The 22,215-nt window shown below is 64.5% G+C and carries 19 protein-coding genes and 1 riboswitch; of the genes, 10 read left to right on the top strand and 9 right to left on the bottom strand.

Features of this window, described 5'->3' with window-relative positions; all coding sequences use genetic code 11:
* Positions 1–64: 64 nt before the first annotated feature.
* Positions 65–179: riboswitch (TPP riboswitch) on the top strand.
* A 43-nt stretch (positions 180–222) separates the two neighbouring features.
* From thiB to D3242_RS09715, 4 genes are all read left to right on the top strand, one after another.
* A complete protein-coding gene (gene thiB, locus D3242_RS09700) occupies positions 223–1,221 on the top strand; it encodes a thiamine ABC transporter substrate binding subunit (protein WP_019861717.1) in 999 nt (332 codons plus the stop codon).
* Complete coding sequence (gene thiP / locus D3242_RS09705) at positions 1,197–2,855, top strand: thiamine/thiamine pyrophosphate ABC transporter permease (RefSeq protein WP_064981197.1); 1,659 nt, start codon at positions 1,197–1,199, stop codon at positions 2,853–2,855. Before thiB ends, thiP begins: the two co-directional genes overlap by 25 nt.
* Positions 2,848–3,624 (top strand): thiamine ABC transporter ATP-binding protein, encoded by a 777-nt coding sequence (gene thiQ / locus D3242_RS09710; protein ID WP_064981194.1) that lies wholly within the window; start codon positions 2,848–2,850, stop codon positions 3,622–3,624. The genes thiP and thiQ overlap by 8 nt, the downstream gene beginning before the upstream one ends.
* A 258-nt stretch (positions 3,625–3,882) precedes the next feature.
* Complete coding sequence (locus D3242_RS09715; protein WP_038650226.1) at positions 3,883–5,352, top strand: M48 family metalloprotease; 1,470 nt, start codon at positions 3,883–3,885, stop codon at positions 5,350–5,352.
* Between the two features lie 159 nt (positions 5,353–5,511).
* On the opposite strand, the gene D3242_RS09720 is transcribed toward D3242_RS09715, so the two are convergent.
* On the bottom strand, positions 5,512–6,375 hold the full coding sequence (locus tag D3242_RS09720) for an RNA polymerase factor sigma-32 (RefSeq protein ID WP_019861710.1): 864 nt from the start codon (positions 6,373–6,375) through the stop codon (positions 5,512–5,514).
* A gap of 325 nt (positions 6,376–6,700) precedes the next feature.
* On the opposite strand from D3242_RS09720, the gene D3242_RS09730 reads away from it, so the two are divergent.
* From D3242_RS09730 to D3242_RS09740, 3 genes are all read left to right on the top strand, one after another.
* On the top strand, positions 6,701–7,474 hold the full coding sequence (locus D3242_RS09730) for an amino acid ABC transporter substrate-binding protein (RefSeq protein WP_038650222.1): 774 nt from the start codon (positions 6,701–6,703) through the stop codon (positions 7,472–7,474).
* A gap of 137 nt (positions 7,475–7,611) precedes the next feature.
* A complete protein-coding gene (locus D3242_RS09735) occupies positions 7,612–8,292 on the top strand; it encodes an amino acid ABC transporter permease (protein ID WP_064981186.1) in 681 nt (226 codons plus the stop codon).
* Positions 8,289–9,062, top strand: a complete 774-nt coding sequence (locus D3242_RS09740; RefSeq protein WP_019861706.1) for an amino acid ABC transporter ATP-binding protein — start codon at positions 8,289–8,291, stop codon at positions 9,060–9,062. Before D3242_RS09735 ends, D3242_RS09740 begins: the two co-directional genes overlap by 4 nt.
* Positions 9,063–9,140: 78 nt before the next feature.
* Here D3242_RS09740 and D3242_RS09745 read toward each other — a convergent pair whose 3' ends face one another.
* The 6 genes from D3242_RS09745 to D3242_RS09770 all read right to left on the bottom strand — a co-directional run bounded on the left by D3242_RS09745 (position 9,141) and on the right by D3242_RS09770 (position 17,184).
* The gene (locus D3242_RS09745) at positions 9,141–9,722 is read right to left on the bottom strand and encodes a CarD family transcriptional regulator (protein ID WP_010911999.1); all 582 of its coding nucleotides are present in this window, start codon (positions 9,720–9,722) and stop codon (positions 9,141–9,143) included.
* A gap of 369 nt (positions 9,723–10,091) precedes the next feature.
* Positions 10,092–10,430, bottom strand: a complete 339-nt coding sequence (gene fdxA, locus D3242_RS09750; RefSeq protein WP_008873823.1) for a ferredoxin FdxA — start codon at positions 10,428–10,430, stop codon at positions 10,092–10,094.
* A gap of 249 nt (positions 10,431–10,679) precedes the next feature.
* Positions 10,680–11,066 (bottom strand): RNA-binding S4 domain-containing protein, encoded by a 387-nt coding sequence (locus D3242_RS09755; RefSeq protein WP_019861705.1) that lies wholly within the window; start codon positions 11,064–11,066, stop codon positions 10,680–10,682.
* 15 nt (positions 11,067–11,081) lie between these two features.
* The gene (locus tag D3242_RS09760) at positions 11,082–14,471 is read right to left on the bottom strand and encodes a helicase-related protein (RefSeq protein WP_064981185.1); all 3,390 of its coding nucleotides are present in this window, start codon (positions 14,469–14,471) and stop codon (positions 11,082–11,084) included.
* 712 nt (positions 14,472–15,183) lie between these two features.
* Positions 15,184–15,909, bottom strand: a complete 726-nt coding sequence (gene phbB / locus D3242_RS09765) for an acetoacetyl-CoA reductase (RefSeq protein WP_019861703.1) — start codon at positions 15,907–15,909, stop codon at positions 15,184–15,186.
* Between the two features lie 90 nt (positions 15,910–15,999).
* The gene (locus D3242_RS09770; RefSeq protein ID WP_064981719.1) at positions 16,000–17,184 is read right to left on the bottom strand and encodes an acetyl-CoA C-acetyltransferase; all 1,185 of its coding nucleotides are present in this window, start codon (positions 17,182–17,184) and stop codon (positions 16,000–16,002) included.
* A gap of 302 nt (positions 17,185–17,486) precedes the next feature.
* On the opposite strand from D3242_RS09770, the gene phaR reads away from it, so the two are divergent.
* Positions 17,487–18,098: a polyhydroxyalkanoate synthesis repressor PhaR gene (gene phaR, locus D3242_RS09775; protein ID WP_027047491.1), complete on the top strand. Its 612-nt coding sequence runs from the start codon at positions 17,487–17,489 to the stop codon at positions 18,096–18,098.
* Positions 18,099–18,236: 138 nt separating this feature from the next.
* Here phaR and D3242_RS09780 read toward each other — a convergent pair whose 3' ends face one another.
* Positions 18,237–18,656, bottom strand: a complete 420-nt coding sequence (locus tag D3242_RS09780) for a rhodanese-like domain-containing protein (protein ID WP_027047490.1) — start codon at positions 18,654–18,656, stop codon at positions 18,237–18,239.
* An 88-nt stretch (positions 18,657–18,744) separates the two neighbouring features.
* On the opposite strand from D3242_RS09780, the gene ftrA reads away from it, so the two are divergent.
* On the top strand, positions 18,745–19,728 hold the full coding sequence (gene ftrA, locus D3242_RS09785; protein WP_038653473.1) for a transcriptional regulator FtrA: 984 nt from the start codon (positions 18,745–18,747) through the stop codon (positions 19,726–19,728).
* A 50-nt stretch (positions 19,729–19,778) separates the two neighbouring features.
* Here ftrA and D3242_RS09790 read toward each other — a convergent pair whose 3' ends face one another.
* Positions 19,779–20,921 carry a citrate synthase gene (locus D3242_RS09790; protein ID WP_064981183.1) on the bottom strand — a complete coding sequence of 381 codons (1,143 nt, stop codon included), beginning with the start codon at positions 20,919–20,921 and terminating at the stop codon, positions 19,779–19,781.
* 93 nt (positions 20,922–21,014) lie between these two features.
* On the opposite strand from D3242_RS09790, the gene D3242_RS09795 reads away from it, so the two are divergent.
* Positions 21,015–22,103 (top strand): citrate synthase/methylcitrate synthase, encoded by a 1,089-nt coding sequence (locus D3242_RS09795; protein WP_064981718.1) that lies wholly within the window; start codon positions 21,015–21,017, stop codon positions 22,101–22,103.
* Positions 22,104–22,215 lie beyond the last annotated feature (112 nt).

The following is a 22,215-nucleotide window of genomic DNA, read 5'->3' on the forward strand; positions in this document are numbered from 1 at the left end:
CAGCGGAAACGGAAGGCCGGCAAACTGCCACTTGCGCGGTTCCCCGGCCCGGCCTATGTGTCGAAACGCTCTAACGGGGTGCCGGACGCGATCTTCGCGGACCGGCTGAGAGGCAGTCTCGCCAACCCGCTGAACCTGATCCGGTTTGTACCGGCGGAGGGATTAGACGTTTCGGACAGTCCGGCGCCTCAATTCCTTGCAATTCGAACGAAGGAGGCGCCGATGCGCACGCTTTTATACGCTCTTGTCTCGACCATGGTCGTGGCGCTGTCCGGGCCGGCCTTGGCCAAGGACAAGCTCACCGTCTACACCTATGAAAGCTTCACCGCCGACTGGGGGCCAGGCCCGGTGGTGAAGAAGGAATTCGAGGCCGAATGCGGCTGCGACGTAGAGTTCGTCTCGGTCGCCGATGGCGTGGCCCTGCTCAACCGCGTCAAGCTAGAAGGCGCGTCAACCAAGGCCGACATCGTACTTGGCCTCGACACCAATCTCACCGCCGATGCCAAGGCTAGCGGGTTGTTTGCCCCGCATGGCGCGGTCTCCGATGTCAACGTGCCGGGTGGCTGGAGCGACGATACTTTTGTTCCCTTCGACTACGGCTATTTCGCCGTCGTCTACGACACCGAAAAACTGAAGACGCCGCCGAAGAGCCTGAAGGAACTGGTCGAAGGCAGTGCCGACGACAAGATCGTCATCCAGGATCCGCGCACCTCGACGCCGGGCCTCGGCCTGCTGTTGTGGGTGAAGTCGGTCTATGGCGACAAGGCGCCGGAAGCCTGGGCCAAGCTCAAGACGAAGGTGCTGACCGTGACGCCGGGCTGGAGCGAGGCCTATGGCCTGTTCACCAAGGGCGAGGCGCCGATGGTGTTGTCCTACACGACCTCGCCGGCCTATCACATGGTCGCCGAGAACACGCAGCGCTACCAGGCCGCTTCTTTCGAGGAGGGCGAATATCTGCAGATCGAGGTCGCGGGAATCACCACGAACGGAGCCAAGAACCCGCTGGCGGCAAAATTCATCGCCTTCATGACCGGGCCGAAATTCCAGGACGCGATCCCGGAGACCAACTGGATGTTCCCGGCCGGAAAGACCGACAAGCCGCTCAACCCGGCCTTCGACAAGCTGGTCAAGCCGACCAAGACCCTGCTGTTCAGCCCCGAAGAGGTTGCCGCCAACCGCAAGGCCTGGGTGGATGAATGGCTGGCGGTGATGAGCAAATAGGCAGAGTGGTGACGCCGGCGCAAACCACGGATTCACGCGTCAGCGCCGGCATCATCGCGCTCGCCGCGATCACGCTGCTGATCGGCGGCGCATTCGCGGGCCTGCTCGTCGAAGGCGCCCATGATTTTTCGGGAGCCTGGGCGGCCTTCGATCCCTACCTGCTGCGCGTCGTGCGCTTCACGCTTTGGCAGGCAGTCCTCTCGACCCTGCTTTCGGTGATCCCGGCGCTGTTCGTGGCGCGCGCCCTGTCGCGGCATCCGCGTTTCTTCGGCCGCGCCTTCATCCTGCAACTCTTCGCCGTGCCGCTGGCGCTGCCGGCGATCGTCGCGGCGCTTGGCATACTGGCGCTGTACGGCCGTGCCGGCTATTTCGCCGGCCTGTTCAGCGCCGTCGGCGGCCAGGGTTGGCCAGGCATCTATGGCTTGTCCGGCATTCTCGTCGCCCACGTCTTCTTCAACCTGCCGTTGGCGACCCGCCTGTTCCTCGAGGCGCTGCAGACGATACCCGCCGACCAGTGGCGGCTGGCAAGCCAGCTCGGCATGGCGGCGCGGCCGGCCTTCCGGCTGATCGAATGGCCGACGCTGCGCGCCGCTCTGCCGGGTGTCGCCGGGCTGGTCTTCATGCTCTGCATCACCTCCTTCACCATCGTTTTGACGCTTGGCGGCGGACCGGCGGCAACGACGCTGGAGGTCGGCATCTACCAGGCGCTGCGCTTCGATTTCGATCCGGCGCGGGCGGTCGCCCTGACATTGCTGCAGATTGCCTTGACCTTCATCGTGGTGCTGGCGCTGACGCGGCTTGGCGCCAATGTCGTCGGCGACACCACCCTGCCAGTGGCGCCGCGCCGTTATCTCTCCGTCGACACGACCGAGGCGTCACTCAACGCCGTGTTCATCGTGCTGGCGCTGCTGTTCGTTATCGGACCGATGGCCGCGACCGTCTCGGCAGGCTTGGGCGCCGATCTCGGCCGGCTCGCCGGCGAGGCCGCTGTCCGGCAGGCGACGCTGACCAGTGCGGTGCTCGCTTTCCTGTCGGCGCTGCTTTCAGTGATGCTGTCGTTGGCGCTGACCATGGCGCGACGGGCACTCGCGTTGAGGCGCCGCGCCGGTCGAAGGACACTGCTCGAACACGCCACGGATACCGGCGCCGGTTTTGTGCTGGTCGTGCCGCCGATCGTCATCGGAGCCGGCTGGTTCCTCCTGCTGCGCCATGCCGGCGATGTCTTTGCCATCGCCCCGGTCATGGTCGTCACCGTCAATTCTGTCATGGCGATGCCTTTCGCGCTGCGCGCCGTCCGTCCCGCCTATGACGCGGCGAGCGAGCGCCACGAACGGCTCTGCGCGCAGCTCGGCATTTCCGGCTGGGCCAGGCTGCGGCTGGTCGACTGGCCGTCATTGCGGCGGCCGCTCGCCACCGCCTTCGCCTTCGCCATGGCGCTGTCGCTCGGCGATCTCGGCGTTATCGCGCTGTTCGGCAGTGATTCCGTGCAGACCTTGCCTTACCTTCTCCTGGCGCGCATGGGCAGCTACCGCACGCAGGACGCCGCCGGCCTGGCGCTGTTGCTTGGCCTCGTTTGCCTCACCTTGGTGCTGGCGGCGGACTGGCTGGGAAGAGACAAGGTCCGCAATGTCTGACGGAGCGATGAGAGGGAAGGGTGTTCCGGTGCGGCTGGACAAGGTCTCGTTCAGCTATGGCGAGGCGCCGCTCACCTTCGATGTCGCGTTCGCGGCGGCGGAAATCACCGCCATCATGGGGCCGAGCGGTTCGGGCAAGTCGACGCTGCTCAATCTGGTCGCCGGCTTCGAGACGCCGCAGTCGGGCCGCGTGCTGATCGGCGGGGCCGATGTCGGCGCAGCGCCGCCAGCCGCACGGCCGGTGTCGATGGTGTTTCAGGAAAACAACCTTTTTGCGCATCTCTCCGTCGAGCAGAATGTCGGGCTCGGCCGCTCGCCATCGCTGCGGCTGACCGAAGCCGATCGAACCGCCATTGCCGAAGCGTTGGAACGCACAGGCCTTGGCGGCAAGGACAAGCGGCTGCCGCGCGAACTCTCCGGCGGCGAGCGCCAGCGTGTCGCCCTGGCGCGCGTGCTGGTGCGCGATCGCCCGGTGCTTCTGCTCGACGAACCCTTCGCTTCGCTCGGGCCTGCCTTACGCGACGATATGCTCGACCTGGTTGCCGGCGTGCATGCGGAGCGCGGCATGACGGTGCTGTTCGTCACGCACCAGCCACAGGACGCCCGCCGCATTGGCCGCAATGTGGTGTTTCTGGACAATGGCGCCGTCGCGGCCACCGGCAGCGCGGACGATTTCTTTGTTGGGGCTGGTCCGGAGGCGTTCCGGCGCTATGTCGGTGCAGGTGCCGGCAATGCCGTATCACGAGATATTGCCCGGAAGCGGACATAATTTACGGTCAAACCGGCATCAGGCAACGGGGCGCTTGCTTGCCATGGCAGAAGTAGTGTGGCTAGGTCCGCCCTATTGGTTTGGCACAAGCCGTGATTTGCCTACGGTACTCGTCACACGCCCCTAGGGACGTGTGACGAGTACCGTAGAAATTCGTTTTTGCGCATGACAGGTTCCGGAGATCGCCCCCGATTTTCGTGGTCATGCGCCGGGACCTGAAAGGAAGCCGCTCTGGCGATCGGCGTCGACAAGCTACGAATGAACCCGCTAGCGCGCTTTCTGGCGCTGGCCGGCTTTGCCGTGGCGCTCGCAAGCTGCCAGATGTTCACGCCTCCGGAAGTCCAGGAATCCGGCTTCCAACCGTCCGACAAGCCGATCACGGTCGACAATGTCAGTGCCAACAACAAGCTCGCCGAACTGGCCAAGGCGCAGCATCCGCGCATCCTGGCGACCTATGGCGGCGAATATTCCGATCCCAAGCTTGAGCGCATGGTCGCCAAGGTCGTCGGCAATCTGACCGTTGTGTCGGCGAACCCGACCCAGACTTACCGCATCACCATCCTCAATTCGCCCAACGTCAACGCCTTCGCACTGCCGGGCGGCTATCTCTACATCACGCGCGGTCTGCTGGCGCTGGCGAATGATTCGTCCGAGCTCGCCGCCGTCATCGCGCATGAGATGGGCCACGTCACCGCCAATCACGGCCTGCAGCGCCAGCAGCTGGAGGCCGAGGAAGGCCTGGCGACCAAAGTGGTTTCCGACGTGCTCGGCGACAGCCCGACCGCCAAGGCGGCTTTGATCCGCGGCAAGCTCCGGCTGGCACAGTTCTCGCGCAACCAGGAGCTGGAGGCCGACGCCATCGGCATCAAGTCGATCGGCGAAGCCGGCTACGACCCTTATGCCGCCGGCCGCTTCCTGCAGTCGATGTCGGCCTATACCGATTTCCGCTCGATCAGCGGCGCCACCGACGCCAGCCTCGACTTTCTGGCGACGCACCCCAACACGCCGCAGCGCATCGACCTGGCGCAGCGCCATGCCCGCCAGTTCGGCGCGCCCGGTGTCGGCACGCGCGACCGCGATTCCTTCCTCGCCGGCATAGACGGCCTGCTCTATGGCGATACGCCGGAGGAAGGCTATGTGCGTGGCGAGACCTTCCTTCATCCGGGCCTCGGCGTGTCCTTCACGGTGCCGGACGGTTTCATCATCGACAATTCGGCGGCGGCGGTGACGGCGACCGGGCCTGGCGACATAGCGATCCGCTTCGACGGCGTTTCGATCGACAAGAACCGCGCCTTGACCGACTACATCAGAAGCGGCTGGGTGGCCGGTCTGGACGACAGCAGCGTCAAGCAGGAAACCATCAACGGCAACGAGGCCGCGACGGCGCATGCCAGTGCCGAAGGCTGGCAGTTCGACATCGCGGTGATCCGTGCCGGCGGCCAGGTCTACCGGCTGCTCACCGCGGCACCCTCGGCCAGCACCTCGCTGGAGACGGTGGCACGCTCTGTCAGCGGGTCGTTCCGTATCCTGAGTGCCGCTGAAAAGGCGGCCTTGAAGCCCCTGCATATCCGCGTGCTTACCGTGCAGCCGGGCCAGACCATGGGCTCGCTCGCCGCGCAGATGGTCGGCGTCGACCGCAAGCTCGATCTGTTCCGGGTGCTCAACGCGCTGTCGCCGGGCGCCGCGGTTTCGTCCGGCGACAAGGTCAAGATCGTCACCGACAAATAAGAGTACGCAGCAAACTCACTTCGCTGGACGCTTGCCGCGGCTTTCTGTGCTTCCGGTTCTCATGGACTTAGAGACCACTCCGCTCCGGTTCTCGAAAACCAAGCCATTCGACTCAGCGGAGCGAGTTTTGACCGCACTCTTGTGCCGTGCCGTTGAAAGTCAGGCGGCCGTCGCCAGAAATTCCGGGTTCTGCTTCACCAGCGCCACTTTGAGCTTTTCCATGGCGCGGGCCTCGATCTGGCGGACACGTTCCTTGGATATACCGAGCGTCTCGCCGAGCGCCTCGAGCGTGGCGCCCTCGTCGTTCAGCCGGCGTTCCTCGATGATCCTGAGTTCACGCGCGTTCAGCGCATGGAGCGCCTCCCGCAGCCAAAGCGAACGGCGCGCGATATCGATCTTGTCGCCGACGATCTCGTCGGGCAGGGGATCGTCGGAAACCAGGAAGTCCATCCGCTCGGTCGCGCCCGCATCGTCGGCAAGCGGCATGTTGAGCGAGGAGTCGGGCGCCGAAAGCCGTGAATCCATCATCGCCACGTCAGCCTCGGAGACGCCAAGCGCCACCGACACTTCGCGGTAGAGGGTCGTGTTGGAAAGCGGCTCGGCGCCGTTCGCCAGCCGGGCGCGCAGGCGGCGCAGGTTGAAGAACAGGGCTTTCTGCGCGGAACTGGTTCCGCCGCGCACGATTGACCAGTTGCGCAGGATGTAATCCTGCATCGAGGCGCGGATCCACCACGTCGCATAGGTCGAAAACCGCACTTCGCGTTCGGGCTCGAAGCGGGCGGCGGCCTCGAGCAGGCCGACATGACCTTCCTGGATCAGGTCGCCGAGCGGCAGGCCGTAATGGCGGAATTTCGAGGCCATGGAAATGACCAGCCGCATATGGGCAACAGTGATGCTGTGCAATGCGTTCTGGTCGTTGTCTTGCTTCCAGAGCAAGGCCAGCCGATGTTCTTCGTCGCGTTCGAGATAGGGAGCCTTCATTGCCGCGCGGACCATGATCCGTCCTGCCGTGTCTTCCATCATGGGGCGCTCCCTGGCTCCGGCGATCTAACCGACGTTACGAACTTGGCAGGGCACCGGTTGAAATCGCGGCGTCGCGCCCTAGAACAGCCAAAACTGCCATGCGCGAGAAAGGTTCCGCTGGCGCGGGCGGGCGAGAGTACTGTCCGGGCGATTTCGACGCGGTTGCCGGGGGCGGCCAGACGATGCAAGAGATCATATTTAGAGAATTTGGTTTCAGGAATTCTTTGTTTTTGAAATCTGGTTCCTTATTCTTTCGGCTGGCATCTGTCATTTTCCAGCCCTCACAGCAGGCCAGACATCAGACCAAGGACGGGATCACAAAAATATGAAATGGCTCAAGTCGCTTATCGTCGCCGGAACGCTGCAGGCCCTGGCGGTCACATCAGGCCATGCCGGCGCCAATCTCGATCAGATCAAACAGGCCGGCATCATCAAGGTCGGCACGGAAGGCACTTACGCGCCCTTCACCTACCATGACGCGTCCGGCGCGCTGGTCGGCTTCGACGTCGAGATCGCCAAGGCGATCGCCGACAAGCTCGGTGTCAAGGTCGAGTTCCTGGAAGGGAAGTGGGACGGGCTGATCGCCGGCCTCGACGTCAAGCGCTACGACGCCGTCATCAACGAGGTCGGCATCACCGACGCGCGCAAGGCCAAGTACGATTTCTCCGATCCCTATATCGCCTCCAAGGCGGTGCTGATCGTTCGCGGCGACAACACCGACATCAAGGCTTTCGCCGATCTCAAGGGCAAGAAGTCGGCGCAGTCGCTGACCTCGAACTTCGGCAAGCTGGCCGAGGCGAACGGCGCCGAACTGGTCGGCACCGACGGCTTCGACCAGTCGATCCAGCTGCTTTTGACCGGCCGCGCCGACGCCACCATCAATGACAGCCTGTCGTTCCTCGACTTCAAGAAGCACAAGCCCGACGCCAATGTGAAGATCGCCGCGCAAGAGGAAAACGCCGACTATTCCGGCGTCATCGTGCGCAAGGGCGATCCGGAACTGGTTGCCGCCATCAACAAGGCGCTGGCCGATATCAAGGCCGACGGCACCTACAAGAAGATCGCCGACACCTATTTCGGCCAGGACGTTTCGAAGTAACTTTGAGTGGGGCCGTTCGTCGCCCCTGCAACGCATCCAGCGGCGGGCCGTCTTTGACGGCTCGCCGCTTTTGTCGTGATATGGCCGGCGCATTCGCGCCTCGATGAAGCCATCTCGACCATTCTGGAGGGTCTTTCGTGCCGCACTGGCTGCAACTGATGCTGGAGTCGCTGCCTTCGCTGCTCTGGGCCGCCTTGATCTTCACTGTACCGCTGACGCTGTTGTCCTTCGTGCTGGGCCTGACGGTTGGCCTCGGGGCAGCACTCGGCCGGCTGTTCGGGCCGAAGCCGCTGGTCATGCTCGTGCGCTTCTATGTCTGGATCTTCCGCGGCACGCCACTGCTGGTGCAGCTGTTCCTGATCTTCTACGGCCTGCCGTCGGTCGGCATCCTGCTCGATGCTTTTACCGCAGCGCTGATCGGCTTCACGCTCAACATCGGCGCCTACACGTCGGAGATCATCCGCGCGGCCATCGGCTCGGTGCCGAAGGGCCAGTGGGAAGCCGCCTATTCGATCGGCATGACCTGGAGTCAGGCGATGCGGCGCACCATCCTGCCGCAGGCCGGCCGGGTCGCGGTGCCGCCGCTCTCCAACACCTTCATCTCGCTGGTCAAGGACACCTCGCTGGCCGCCGCCATCACCGTGCCCGAGATGTTCCAGGCGGCGCAGCGCATCGTCGCCACCACCTATGAGCCGCTGATCCTCTATGTCGAGGCAGCGATCCTCTATCTGGCGATGAGTTCGGTGCTGTCGGCCCTTCAGACGCGGCTGGAGGAGCGGCTCAACCGCTATGGCGGCTTCCTGGAGGCACGCTCATGATCGGCCTCACCAACATCGAAAAGCGCTTCGGCGACAATCTTGTGCTCAAGGGCGTGACGGTCGCGATCGCCGAAGGCAGCGTCACGGCACTTGTCGGCCCCTCGGGCGGGGGGAAAAGCACGCTGTTGCGCTGCATCAACCTCCTGGAAATCCCGACTTCGGGCACGGTGCGCATCGGCGACGAGACGCTCGAGTTTCGCCCGGGCATCAAGGTGCCGGCCGCCGATATCAGGCGGCTGCGCCTGCAGACCGGCATGGTGTTCCAGAATTTCCAGCTGTTCCCGCACCGCACCGCCATCGAGAACGTCATGGAAGGGCTGGTGACGGTGCTGAAATGGTCGCCTGAGAAGGCGCGCGAGCGGGCGCTCGCCTTGCTGGAAAAGGTCGGGATGGCGCACAAGGCGGATGCCTGGCCGGCGACGCTGTCAGGCGGCCAGCAGCAGCGCGTGGCGATCGCCCGCGCCTTGGCGCCGTCGCCGAAGGTGCTGCTATGCGACGAACCGACTTCGGCGCTCGATCCGGAACTGGCGCAAGAAGTGGTCGACGTGCTCGGCAAGCTCGCCAGCGAAGGCACGACCATGGTGATGGCGACGCATGATTTGCGGCTTGCCTCCAAGATCGCCCAGGAGGCGGTGTTCCTAGATGCCGGCGTCATCGTCGAGCAGGGTCCGTCGGCGACCTTGTTCGGCAATCCGGAGCGCGAACGGACCAAGCGCTTCATCGCGACGCTGAAGCAGGAGGCGGAGAAGGAAGGCGGAGGTCAAGCATAGGCCCAGCCATTGCCTTGTCCGAGAACCAAAAAACCCGGCGCGAGGCCGGGTTTTTCGTGAACTTAAAGGCTCAAGAGCTCAGGCAGCTTCTTCCTGCTCGGCTTCCTCATTGTCGGCCTTGGCGCCGCGCTTAGGGCCCTTGTTGAGGTTGACCTCGATCAGGCGCACGGCTTCGGTTTCCGACATGCGGTTGACGGCCGCGATCTCGCGGGCCATGCGGTCGAGTGCCGCTTCATAGAGCTGGCGCTCGGAATAGGACTGCTCCGGCTGGTTGTCGGCGCGGTAGAGGTCGCGCACGACTTCCGAGATCGAGATCAGGTCGCCGGAATTGATCTTGGCATCATATTCCTGGGCGCGGCGCGACCACATGGTGCGCTTGACGCGGGCGCGGCCCTGCACGACCTTCAACGCGCGCTCGACATAATCCTCTTCCGACAGCTTGCGCATGCCAATGGAGGTCGCCTTGGCGACCGGCACCTTCAGGCGCATCTTGTCCTTCTGGAAGTCGATGACGAACAGTTCCAGCTTATGGCCGGCCACTTCCTGCTCGTCGATCGACACGATCTGGCCAACGCCATGCGCCGGGTAGACGATATACTCGCCGGTCTTGAAACCGTGACGCGCACCAGTGGACTTCTTCTGCGGGGTGATCGTTGCCATTACGCCCTGAACTCCTTGTTATGGGCCGGCGGCGGTGCCGGCTGAACTCGTGCGACCGGGGAAACCGATCGTTAGCCGCACAACAGATGAACCCACCGGAAAGGTCGGGACCGGCAAACCGCACGAACTGCGACCGCCTGACCCAGATCGCTCTGGTCCGGAATGGGATTTTCACCTTTCAGTGATTTGGGGCGTCTGCGCCATAAATCGACGTTGTGTCACCGGCATGTTTCGCTGATGTAGCACAAAAAGTCGGAAGAATCAAGGTTTTGCTGCGTAAGCGAAGGCCACAACCAATCGCCGCCTGTCAAGGCGGTTAATCCGATGTGCCTGTTACGCTGCGTCATACAAGCCTTTACGGCTGTATTGTCAATCGCCTTCGCCAGGCTCGGCGGAGAAGTATTTCTCGAACTTGCCGGCCTCGCCATCGAAGGTCTTGGCGTCTGCCGGCGGCTCCTTCTTGGCGGTGATGTTGGGCCATTTCTCGGCATATTCGGTGTTGATCTGCAGCCATTTGTCGAGGCCTGGCTCGGTGTCGGGCTTGATCGCGTCGGCCGGGCATTCAGGCTCGCAGACGCCGCAGTCGATGCACTCGTCGGGATGGATGACGAGCATGTTCTCGCCTTCGTAGAAACAGTCGACCGGACAGACCTCGATGCAGTCCATATATTTGCATTTGATGCAATTGTCGGTCACGACATAGGTCATCGGTCGGCTCCGGGACGTCCCAGCTTAATGGGCCAGTTTTCTTGGGCTTTTTCCGTGAGGTAACGCCTTTGTCTCTCGCTTGCAAGCGTTGCCATGCCCGACCGCTTCGGCGTTGGCGGAATGGAATTCCAGCCGGCAGGCACGGCGAGGGCGGCTGATGTCTTGTGGAGCATCTTGTTTGCCGGGCTCGGTTCCGTCCTGCGCCCGCCGTTGCCCGGGGATTTCGGCCCGCGGTCTGGCCGGCAAGCCTCAATCGTCACCAAGCAAGCGGTCGGTCTGGCGGCGCTCTCTTTTGGTCGGGCGGCCGCTGCCGGCCTCGCGCAGCGCCGGTATGGCGTCGGGAAGCGCCTCCCCCTTCGGTGTGGGCGGCGGCGACATGTCCTCGTAGAGGGTGCGGGCTTCCTCCGCCGGGCCGCGCCGGACACCCGCGCCAAGCACCTTCCAGACGAAAATGCGCCGGTCGAGCGTGATGGTCAGCACGTCACCCGGCTTGACCAGATCGGAGGCCTGCGCTGCTTTGTCGCGATTGATGCGCACGCGCCCGGCGACGACGAGCTTCGCCGCCAGTGAGCGCGATTTCACCGCGCGCGAGAAGAACAGCCATTTGTCGATGCGCTGGCGGCCTTCGGCAACCATCGAACCCTTCCGAGCCTACTTCTTCAGCTGGTCGCGCAAGGCGGCGAGCTTGGCGAAGGGCGAATCCGGATCGAAGCGCACCGGACGTTCTTCGCGCGGCTTCGGCTGGAAAGCGGGCTTTGCGCCTCCCTTGCCGCGATCGGGACCGCCCTTGCCCTCGGGCCGGCCACCCTTCCAGTCGGGTCGGCCTTCGCGGCGCTCGGGACGCTCGCCCTGCGGGCGGCCGTCACGGCGCTGATCGCCTTCACCCTGCGGCTTGGGCTTGAACTTGGAACGGTCGAAGCGCGGCTTGCCGGCGCCATCGCGCCGCCCCTCATGGGTGAGACGTTCTCCGGGCGCGGCCGTGGCCGGTGCGCCGGCGGCATCGGCGGGCGCATTGTTTCGGCCGCGCGCTTGTCCATTGCGCTGGCGGTTGTTGCGGCCTTCGTGATGGCGGGGGCGCTGTTCGAAACGGCCCTGGCGCCACAGCAGGATGGGCTTGGGCGCTTCGGCTTCGGCGATGGGCTCGCCGGCGGCCGCTTCGGCCACCACGGCAGGCTCGTCCGAAACCGCTTCCGTCGCCGGTGCAGCTTCGGAAACTGGCTCCGCCGGCGTCGCCTCGACCGATTCGGCTTCCGCTTCCGGCGCGGCAACAGGTTCAGCAACCGCTTCGGCGACAGCGACCTCTGTAGCGGGTTCTTCCACGGCTTCGGCTGGAGCTTCCGGTTGCGCTTCCGCGACCGGCTCCGCTGTCGTTTCCGCGATGACCTCGGCGGGAGTTTCGAGCGCGGTCTCGGCAACAGCCGGTTCCGAACCTTCGACCGCCGCCTCCGCGGCCGCGTCCGTAGCGGCTGCCTCGGCTGCCTTGGCCTGCTCGGCGCGCGCGGCTTCTTCCGCCGCGAGTTTCGCGGCAGCGGCTTCACGCGCGGCGGTGTCCTGCGCCTCCAGCCGCGCCTTCACCTCCGCCGCCGGCTTCGGCTCGGCGCGGTAACCGAGGCCCTTGAGAATCTCTTCCATGTCGTCGGCGGTGGCACCAAGGATCGACATCATCGGCGGCGTCACCATGAAGGAATGGCCGTCATAGGCGCCGTCCGGACGCTGGCCGAGGCCGGGCTTCCAGTTGGTCGCCGGACGGATGAGGTCCGCCAGCCGCTCCAATATGTCGATGCGCACGGCGCGGCGGCCGAGATTGCGATAGCCGGCAAGCTTGTAGAAAGCCTTGTCGAAGGCAGGATCGATGACCACGGAGGTACGGCCGGACGCCAGCGCGTGGACGACGTCGCCGAAACCAGGCTTGTCCTTGCCGTCGTTCTGCAGCGCCCACAGCAAGGTCACCAGCCCGGCGGGGGCCGGCTTGATCAAAGCGGGCACGAAGACGTGGTAGGCGCCGAAGCGCACACCAAGGCGGCGCAGGGCCGCGCGACCCTCCTGGTCGAGCGACTTCATCTCCTCGGCGATATCGCGGCGGTTGATGAGGCCGAAATTCTCGACCAGCTGGAAGGCAATGCCGCGGCCGATGCCGGAAATCTGGTCGGCGTTCTTCAGGTCGACGAGCGGCTTCAGCAGCGTTTCGATCTGGAAATTGACGAAGCGTTCGGCGCGCGCGGCGACCTTGTCGCGCGCCGGGCCGGTCAGCTGTTCGTCGGCCAAAAGCACAAGGCGCGGCTTCAGCGCGTCTTCGCCCGAAACCAGCGTGCCGATCGGCGCGCCGATCCAGCGTAGCGTGCCGTCCGAGCCTAGCGCCAGGTCGCCATTGGCGCAGGCGCCGAAGCGTTCGGCGCGCGCCTCGAACTCGGCGGCAAGCGCCTTTTGCGCGGCCGTGCGCACGGCCTTGGCGTCTTCGCCGCCGGCGGTCTGGTCGGCGGTGAAGCGGAACCCTTGCAACTCGCCGACATGGTGGCCTTCGACAAGGACGGTTCCGGTAGGACTGATTTCGGCTTCAGGCATTGTATTTTCTCTAAGGCGCCGCATGAGGACGGAAGTCCTGCGGTCTACGAAGCGTTTCGTCAACCGCTCATGCAGCGCATCCGACAATCTGTCTTCGATTTCGCGCGTCTTTTCCTGCCAGTGTGCCTGATCGGCCAGCCAGCCGGGCCGGTTCGACACGAATGTCCAGGTGCGGATTTGGGCAATGCGGTGCGACAGCGTGTCGATGTCGCCCTCGGTGGTGTCGGCGCGGCGCACCTGCTCGGCCATGTAGTTCTCGTCGACATGGCCATGACGGGCGAGGTCCATGTAGATGGAGGCGATGAGGTCGGCATGCTGGGCAGGCGCGATCTTCCTGTAGTCGGGCAGCGCGCAGGCTTCCCACAGCAGCGCCACGCGCTTGGCATCGGTGGCGAGCGCGCGGATGTCCTCGTCGCGGGAGAGATATTCCAGCGCCTGTGCGTCGACCGCCGGCAGGGCGCGCGTCAGGCCCTCGACCGGCGCGTTGGTCTCGATCGAGCGCTTCAGCGCATCGAGACTGGCGAAGTCGAAATGCGCGGTGCGCCACTGCAGCACCTTCACCGGATCGAAGTCGTGGCCCTCGATCTTCTTGACGAGGTCTTCGTCGAGCGGGTCGACCTGAGCGGTGACGCCGAACGTGCCGTCGCGCAGATGCCGGCCGGCGCGGCCGGCAATCTGGCCGAGTTCGGCCGCCGTCAGATTACGGTACTGGTAGCCGTCGAATTTGCGGTTCTGGGCGAAGGCGACATGGTCGAGATCGAGGTTGAGACCCATGCCGATGGCGTCGGTGGCGACGAGATAGTCGACATCACCCGACTGGAACAGCGCCACCTGGGCGTTGCGGGTGCGCGGCGAAAGCGCGCCGAGCACGACGGCGGCACCGCCCTGCTGGCGGCGGATCAGCTCGGCGATGGCATAGACCTCGTCGGCGGAAAAGGCGACGATCGCGGTGCGGCGCGGCAGGCGAGTCAGTTTCTTCGAACCGGCATAGGCCAGGTGCGACAGCCTTGGCCGCGTCACCACCGAGACGCCCTTCAGCAGGCGCTGCAGGATGCCATGCATGGTGGCGGCACCAAGCAGCAGCGTTTCCTGGCGGCCGCGCAGATGCAGGATACGGTCGGTGAAGATGTGGCCGCGCTCGAGGTCGCCGGCGAGCTGCACCTCGTCGATGGCGACGAAGGCGGCGTCGGTCTCGCGCGGCATGGCCTCGACGGTGCAGACCGAATATTTGGCGCCTGGCGGCTGGATCTTCTCCTCGCCGGTGATCAGCGCGACCTTGTGGGCGCCGACCTTTTCGCAGACGCGCGCATAGACTTCCCGGGCCAGCAGCCTGAGCGGCAGGCCGATGACGCCGGTTTCGTGCGCCACCATCCGCTCGATGGCGAGATGGGTCTTGCCGGTGTTGGTTGGGCCAAGCACGGCGGTCACGTCGCGGCCCGACAAGATCAGCGGCTCAGTGTGTTTCGGCTGGATGTTCATCGACCTGGAAATAAGGCTTTCTGGCCTCTGGTTGTCGGGAGCGTGCCTCAACTGGCGCGTATGACAGGCGACACATAGGGATTTCGGGCGCGAAGCGAAAGCGGAATGTTCCACCGGCAGCTTCGAAAGCAACTCTGTCTGGCGCTAAATTGGCTGCTGCTTAACTGATGGAACGAGTCTGGAACGAATCAGCTACGAATCGGCGACTCGCTCAGATTCAGCTTTTGTTCACGGCTACATATGGATTTTGTGATGCTGAGTCTCACCACATGCTGAATCGTCGAACTGGCCCGTTTTATGCTGGGTGAGCCTTGTCCTTAACCTTTGCCGGCAAATGAACGGAGCAGGTCGGGGGCTATCGCTCAAGATTATGAAATTGTTAATCTTTCTGAATTTGCCGTTAAGGAAAAACAGCTGATTCCGGGGCATTAACGTTAACTTCCGCTCAAAGCCGGAACGAATCGGCGACAAATCAGCGCCAACGGGATTTTCCCGTTTTGTTCCCTCAATATCTTGTGTTGCGAACAGTTTATCCACCGAGGATTCACAGGCTTGTCCACAGGGTTCGCACAGACGGCGCTGTCGCCATTAACCTTTGCGTGCCGGATTGGGGCATCGCGCCGTGGCGGGGTATTTTTCCGGCCTCCAAGGCGTCAGGGGAAACGGACCGGTTCCCCGGTCCGTTCGTCACAATCCGAAGCCGTTGGACGTCTCAGACGAAGTACTGGCCGCCATTGGCAGTGATGGTCGAGCCGGTGATGAAGCCGGCATCCTGCGAAGCGAGGAAGACGACGCAGCGCGCGATCTCTTCCGGCTCGCCGAGGCGGCCGACCGGGATCTGCGGCAGGATGCGCTCGTTGAGCACCTTCTCGTCGATGGCCTTGACCATTTCGGTGGCGATGTAGCCGGGGCAGATGACGTTGACGGTGATGCCCGCGCGGGCGCCCTCCTGGGCGAGCGCCTTCGAGAAACCGATGTCGCCGGCCTTGGCGGCGGAATAATTGACCTGGCCGGCCTGGCCCTTCTGGCCGTTGATCGAGGAGATGGTGATGACGCGGCCGAACTTGCGATCGCGCATGCCGTTCCACAGCGGATGCGTCATGTTGAAGACACCGGACAGATTGGTGTCGATGACTTCTTTCCACTGGTCGCGGGTGATCTTGTGGAACATGGCATCGCGGGTGATGCCGGCATTGTTGACCAGCACCGAGACCGGGCCGAGGTCGGCCTCGACCTGTTTGATGCCGGCGGCGCAAGCGTCATAGTCGGCGACCGACCATTTGTAGACCGGGATGCCGGTCTCGGCCTTGAACTTCGCCGCCGCTTCGTCGTTGCCGGCGTAGTTCGCGGCAACCGAATAGCCGGCGGTCTTCAAGGCGATCGAGATCGCCGCGCCGATGCCGCGCGATCCGCCCGTGACGATTGCTACCTTGGTCATGCATTTCCCCTTTTTGATATCGCCCTGTTTTCGGGCTTGGCAGGCACTGGATTCTGAACGGGCGGCTCGCGCCGCCCGCTCATCGTTTTCTCAGAGCGCTTCAACGCACATGGCGACGCCCATGCCGCCGCCGATGCACAGCGTGGCGAGGCCCTTCTTGGCGCCGCGGCGGCGCATCTCGTAGACCAGCGTGTTGAAGACGCGGGCGCCCGAGGCACCGATCGGATGGCCGATGGCGATGGCGCCGCCATTGACGTTGACGATCGAGGGATCCCAGCCCATGCCCTTGTTGACGGCGCAGGCCTGCGCGGCAAAGGCCTCGTTGGCCTCGACCAGGTCGAGATCGCCGACCGACCAGCCGGCCTTCTCCAAAGCCTTGCGCGAGGCGGGGATCGGGCCGGTTCCCATGATCGCCGGATCGACACCGGCGGTTGCCCAGGATGCAATGCGCACCAGCGGGGTGATGCCGCGCCTTGCGGCCTCCGCTTCGCTCATCAGCAGCGCGCCAGCGGCTCCGTCATTGATGCCGGAGGCGTTGGCGGCGGTCACCGAGCCGTCCTTGTCGAAGGCCGGCTTCAGCTTGGTCATGGCGTCGAGCGTGGCGCCGTGGCGGATGTATTCGTCCTGGTCGACAATGGTGTCGCCCTTCCTGCCCTTGATGGTGAAGGCGACGATTTCGTCCTTGAATTTGCCGGCCTTCTGCGCGGCCTCGGCGTTGTTCTGCGAGGCCAGCGCGAACTGATCCTGATCGTCACGGGTGATCTGGAACTGGCGTGCGACGTTTTCGGCGGTGTTGCCCATGTGGTAGCCGTTGAAGGCGTCCCACAGGCCGTCCTTGATCATGGTGTCGATCATCTTGTAGTCGCCCATCTTGACGCCGGCGCGCAGGTGCTCGGCGTGCGGCGACAGCGACATCGATTCCTGTCCGCCGGCAACGATCACCTTGGCGTCGCCGGTGGCGATCTGCTGCATGCCGAGCGCGATGGCGCGCAGGCCCGAGCCGCAAACCTGGTTGAGGCCCCAGGCAGTGGTCTCCTTGGGCAGGCCGGCAATGATCGAGGCCTGGCGGGCCGGGTTCTGGCCCTGGGCCGCGGTCAGCACCTGGCCGAGAATGACCTCGTCGACCTCGGCTGCCTCGACACCGGCTCGCGACAAAAGCTCCTTGATGACGACAGCACCGAGTTCATGCGCCGGCGTGGCCGCGAAAGCACCGTTGAAGGAGCCGACGGCCGTGCGCGCGGCACTGGCGACAACGATGGAATTGGCAGAGGACATTTTCTTCTCCAGACTTCGAGCTGTCGTGTTTTCAGGCATTGTTGGCAACTTTTCTTGCCCTTTCCATGACCCAAGTCAAACCGGAAATCGGCATGGCGCCCATGCACGCCAAGCAGGTCGCGCGCCGCCATGCCGGCGGGCGGGCCGCTGCTGCGCAGCATATTTTGCCTGCTATGCAGCATTATATGATCCCGCACTGCACAAACTGCTTGGAATTATGAGGCTTTTGCGCATATCCTCAAAAAGGGCGCAATCGTTACCGGCTGCTTACTCAGGCGTGCCGGTGTCCGGGGAGGATGCAGATGGCCGCAAAAGACGACCCGATCATTATCAAGAAATACGCCAATCGCCGCCTCTATAATACGGGGACGAGCACCTATGTGACGCTCGAAGATCTGGCCGACATGGTCAAGAAGGGCGAGGAATTCACCGTTCAGGACGCCAAAACCGGCGACGACATCACGCATCCGGTGCTGACTCAGATCATTTTCGAGCTGGAGAACAAGGATGGGCAGAACATGCTGCCGATCCCGTTCCTGCGCCAGCTGATCGCCTTCTACGGCGACCAGATGCAGATGATCGTGCCGAGCTTCCTTGAACAGTCGATGATCGCCTTCTCCAAGGAACAGGAGCGCTTTCGCGAGCAGATGAAGGGCGCCATCGGCAAGTCGCCGCTCGATGTGATGAAGATGGCGACGCCGATCAAGGCACTGGAAGAACAGACGCGCCGCAATATGGAAATGTTCCAGAACGCGATGCGGCTGTTCACGCCTTTCCCGCCCGCGGGCTCGGCGCCGGCCGCGGCCCCCACTGAGCCGGTCAGGAAGGACGCGCCGCCGGAGAAATCCGACGATCTGCAGCAGTTGAAGGACCAGATCGCGGCCATGCAGCGCAAGCTCGACACGATGTCGTGAACCGGCTAGCCGGCAAGGCTTAGGCCAGATCCGGCTGTGCCTTGCCCATCAATGGTCGGGTGCCGCAATTCCCACGTTTCGCAAGGCGCCGACATCCGCCGCTCGAACGGACGGACGATATCAGCCGCGCCGGCTGGATCATGCCCGCAGAGCGCCAGGCTCCCTGCCTGAGGCGAAAGGAAGCTCTTCGTCCTGCCAGCCTGAAATGCCGCCGATCATGATCTTGACCGGCAGGCCGAGGCTGGCCAGTTTGAAGGCCGCCCGGTCCGCGCCATTGCAATGCGGCCCGGCGCAATAGACGACGAACAGCGTGCCTGCCGGCCATTCAGCCATCCGCTCGGCCGATATCTCGCGGTGCGGCAGGTGCAGCGCACCCGGCACGTGGCGGCGCTCATACGCATCCGGCGAACCGACCACATGTAGAAGCATGAAGTCCGGCTCGCCGCCGCGCAGTGCTGCAGCAACGTCCGAACAATCGGTCTCGACGGAAAGCCGGCGCAGGAAATGGTCGCGGGCAATCTCCGGCGAGGCTGGTGGAATGTCAGTCACATAGCTCATTATGGGCCTCCGTCGCTTTTGATGGAGTTGAGTAGCGCACCGGACCGGGCGATTGCAGCTGGCAGCTTTGCCATATATCGTCAAGATCATGCCAAATGTGCCTCCTGCCAACCCGCTGGTCGTTGCCGTCGCCTATGACGGGCTGTGCACGTTCGAGTTTGGCGTGGCGGCCGAGATGTTCGCCTTGCCCAGACCGGAGATGGGCGTGGATTGGTACCGCTTTGCCGTCGCCGGCATCGACGCCGGCGAAATGCGTGCAATGGGCGGCGTGCGCATCGTCACCGATGGCGGACCCGATCTGATCGGCGAGGCCGGCACCGTGATCGTGCCGGGATGGCGCGGTGTGGACTGTCCGGTGCCGCCATTGCTTATCGAGGCGCTTCGCGAGGCCAGTGAGCGGGGCGCGCGCATCCTGTCCATCTGCTCGGGCGTCTTCGTGCTTGCCGCGGCTGGCCTGCTGTCGGGCAAGAAGGCAACCACGCATTGGCGCTACAGCGACAGGCTGAGGGAGATGTATCCCGACATCACCGTGGTCCCTGACGTTTTGTACATCGATGAGGGAAACGTGCTGACATCGGCCGGCAGCGCGGCGGGCATCGACCTGTGCCTGCATCTGGTGCGGCGCGACTTCGGCACCAAGGCGGCCAACATGGTGGCACGCCGCCTGGTCGTGCCGCCGCATCGCGACGGCGGCCAGGCCCAGTATGTAGAGAGTTCCGTTCCCGAGCCGCACGAACGCGGCCGGCTTGGACCGTTGATCGACAGAATGCGCGCTGACATTGCCGACGACTATTCCGTCGCCACCCTGGCCGGTCTTGCCGGGATGAGCGAGCGGACATTTTTGCGCCGGTTCGCGGCCGCGACCGGTGTCACGCCGGCGCGATGGCTGCTTTCAGAACGACTTTCGCGGGCGCGCACTTTGCTGGAAGACACGAGCATGCCGATCGAGCGGATTGCCGAGACCGCCGGCTTTGGCGCTGCGGCGACGCTGCGGCATCATTTCCGCCGGCAATTCGCCACGACGCCCGCCGCGTACCGGGCGCGGTTCGGGACCAATGCCAACTCCGCCTGACGGCTGACAAAGTTGAGCCCGGGCGCGAAACCGCATCAGGCAAGAAGCTGTCAGGGCAACAGCCCTTCATAGCGGCCGCGTGGCCTGATGATGCTGCCGCTCATGATCTGTTCGACCATATGGGCTGCCCAGCCGACGCTGCGCCCAAGCGCGAACAGATGGAACGGCGCATCGCGCGGCAGGCCGAGGCTGCGCGTCAGCACGGCCAGGGCAAAATCGATATTCGGCCGGGCGCCGGTCGCTGCGATGGCGGCGATCTCCAGCAATCGCAAGGTCTCATCGGTGTTGCCGATGGCTGCCAGGAGTGCCGTGGCCCGGGGATCACCCTCGGGATAGAGTTGGTGGCCGAACCCCGGCAGCGGCCTGTCGTGGCCGAGCCAGCGCCGGATCGCGGCGTCGGCGCCATGCCGCGCCGCATCTTCAGCAAGCTGCATCACTGCTTCGCCGGCACCGCCATGGCGCGGACCGGAGAGTGTTGCCAGACCCGCCAGCAGGCAAGCGGCGGGCGAGGCGCCGGTGGAGGCCGCGACGCGGGCCGCGAAGGTCGATGCATTCAGCTCGTGATCGGCGAGCAGCACAAGGGCGCGCCGGATCGCATCGGCGCCACCCTCATCGACCGACCAGCCCCGTGCCAATCGCCGGTGCACCGGATCGGCCCCCGCCTCGGCACCGAGGGCGCCGGCCAGCACGCCGATTGCGCGCGCGGCGTCGGCACATATCGAGGCGGCGCTGCGTCCAAGCAAAGGCCGAGCCTGGCCGGCCAGCAAGGCAAGTTGCGCAAAGGCCGAGGCTCGGCCGGGCTGGCGTGGCGCATCCGGCAGCGGCGCTTCAAAACGGACCGGTTCAGGCAAGGCCCAAAGCACAGCGGCGGTTTCTTCCAGCGAGGCATGGTCGGACAGCATGGCGGCGTCCCGGCCCCGATAGATGAGGTGACCGTGCCGGACGGTCGAAATCGCCGTTGCGATGGACGGCTCGCCCCAGGCAATCGCGCTTTCGGCGATGGCCGAGGGGCTGCGTCCGCGCGCCCGGCGTGTTGCCAGCGCCGCGATGTCGTCGGCGCGATACTGGCTGCGGCGTGGATCGGCGCGGTCGGGACGCATGCCGATGCGCCCGCGGCTGACATAGGCATAGAGCGTCTGCGGCCGCACCCGCAGCCTTTCCAGCGCCTCTTCCCGCGATAGCCATTCCGACATTTTCGGCTCTGATATTGATTCTATTGATCAAGATTGATGCTTGGGTTGACCAGCCTTATCTCCGATCCGGAAAAGGTTCAAGGAGACAAGGCTATGGCGAATGGACTCGATGATGTGGTGGCGGCCGAAACCGTGTTGTCCGACGTGGATGGTCTGGGCGGCCGCCTGACGATCCGTGGTCATTCGCTGGCGGAACTGGCCGGACGCTGGAGCTTTCCGCAGGTCGTCCGGCTGTTGCTCGACGGCTTCTTCGAGGATCTGCCCGGCGATACCGAACTGGCTGCGCAACTGGGCGAGGCGCGTGTCGAGGTGTTTGAGCGGACCCGGCCTTCGCTGTCGCTGCTGGCGCCACTCGACATCTACAGCGCCATGCGCGCCGGCATGGCTCTGCTGCCAGACGGCGAAACACTGGCGGACGCGCTGCGGCTGATCGCGGCGCCCGCCGTGCTGACGCCTGCCTTGCTGCGCCTGCAGCGCGGCGAGCAGCCAGTCGCGCCGGATGGCAAGGCCGACCATGCCGCCGACATGTTGCGCATGCTTCGGGGCTCCGTTCCGTCGCCGGCATTGGCAAAAGCGCTCGACACCTATCTGGTGACCGTCTGCGACCACGGCCTCAACGCCTCGACCTTCGCCACGCGCGTCGTTGCTTCGACATTGGCTGGCCTGACCTCGTCGGTACTGGCCGGACTCGGCGCGCTCAAGGGGCCGCTGCATGGAGGTGCGCCCGGCCCGGTGATCGAGATGCTCGACGCGATCGAGGCGCATGGCGATGCGGCCGGCTGGCTGCGCAACGAGATCGCGCATGGCAGGCGGATCATGGGGTTCGGCCATCGCATCTACCGTGTTCGCGATCCGCGCGCCGATGTGCTGAAAGCAGTCGTGCGGCAGCTTGGCGGCGAGGGCGAGACCGGCCGCCGGCTGGCTTTCGCCGAGGCGGTCGAAAAGACGGCGCTCGAGGTGTTGCGGATCGCCAAGCCGCAGCGCTCGCTGCAGACCAATGTCGAGTTCTACACCGCACTGGTGCTGGAAGCGGCTGGGTTCCCGCCACAGGCCTTCAGCAATGTGTTCGCCGTCGGTCGCGTTGCCGGCTGGATCGCGCATGCGCGCGAGCAGCAGACGACCGGACGGCTGATCCGTCCGCAATCGCGCTATGTCGGCCCGGTGCCCGATCTGGTCGCCTAGGCATCTCTGATCCAAGGACACAGCCTCTCCGCTTCGAGCGGAGGGGGCTTTTCTCTCATGACCGAAATTTCATGTGATCACGCGACCGTGTTCGTGTTCTTGCCTTGGTCCG

It is taken from the genome of Mesorhizobium jarvisii (assembly GCF_003601985.1).
GTDB lineage: Bacteria > Pseudomonadota > Alphaproteobacteria > Rhizobiales > Rhizobiaceae > Mesorhizobium > Mesorhizobium jarvisii.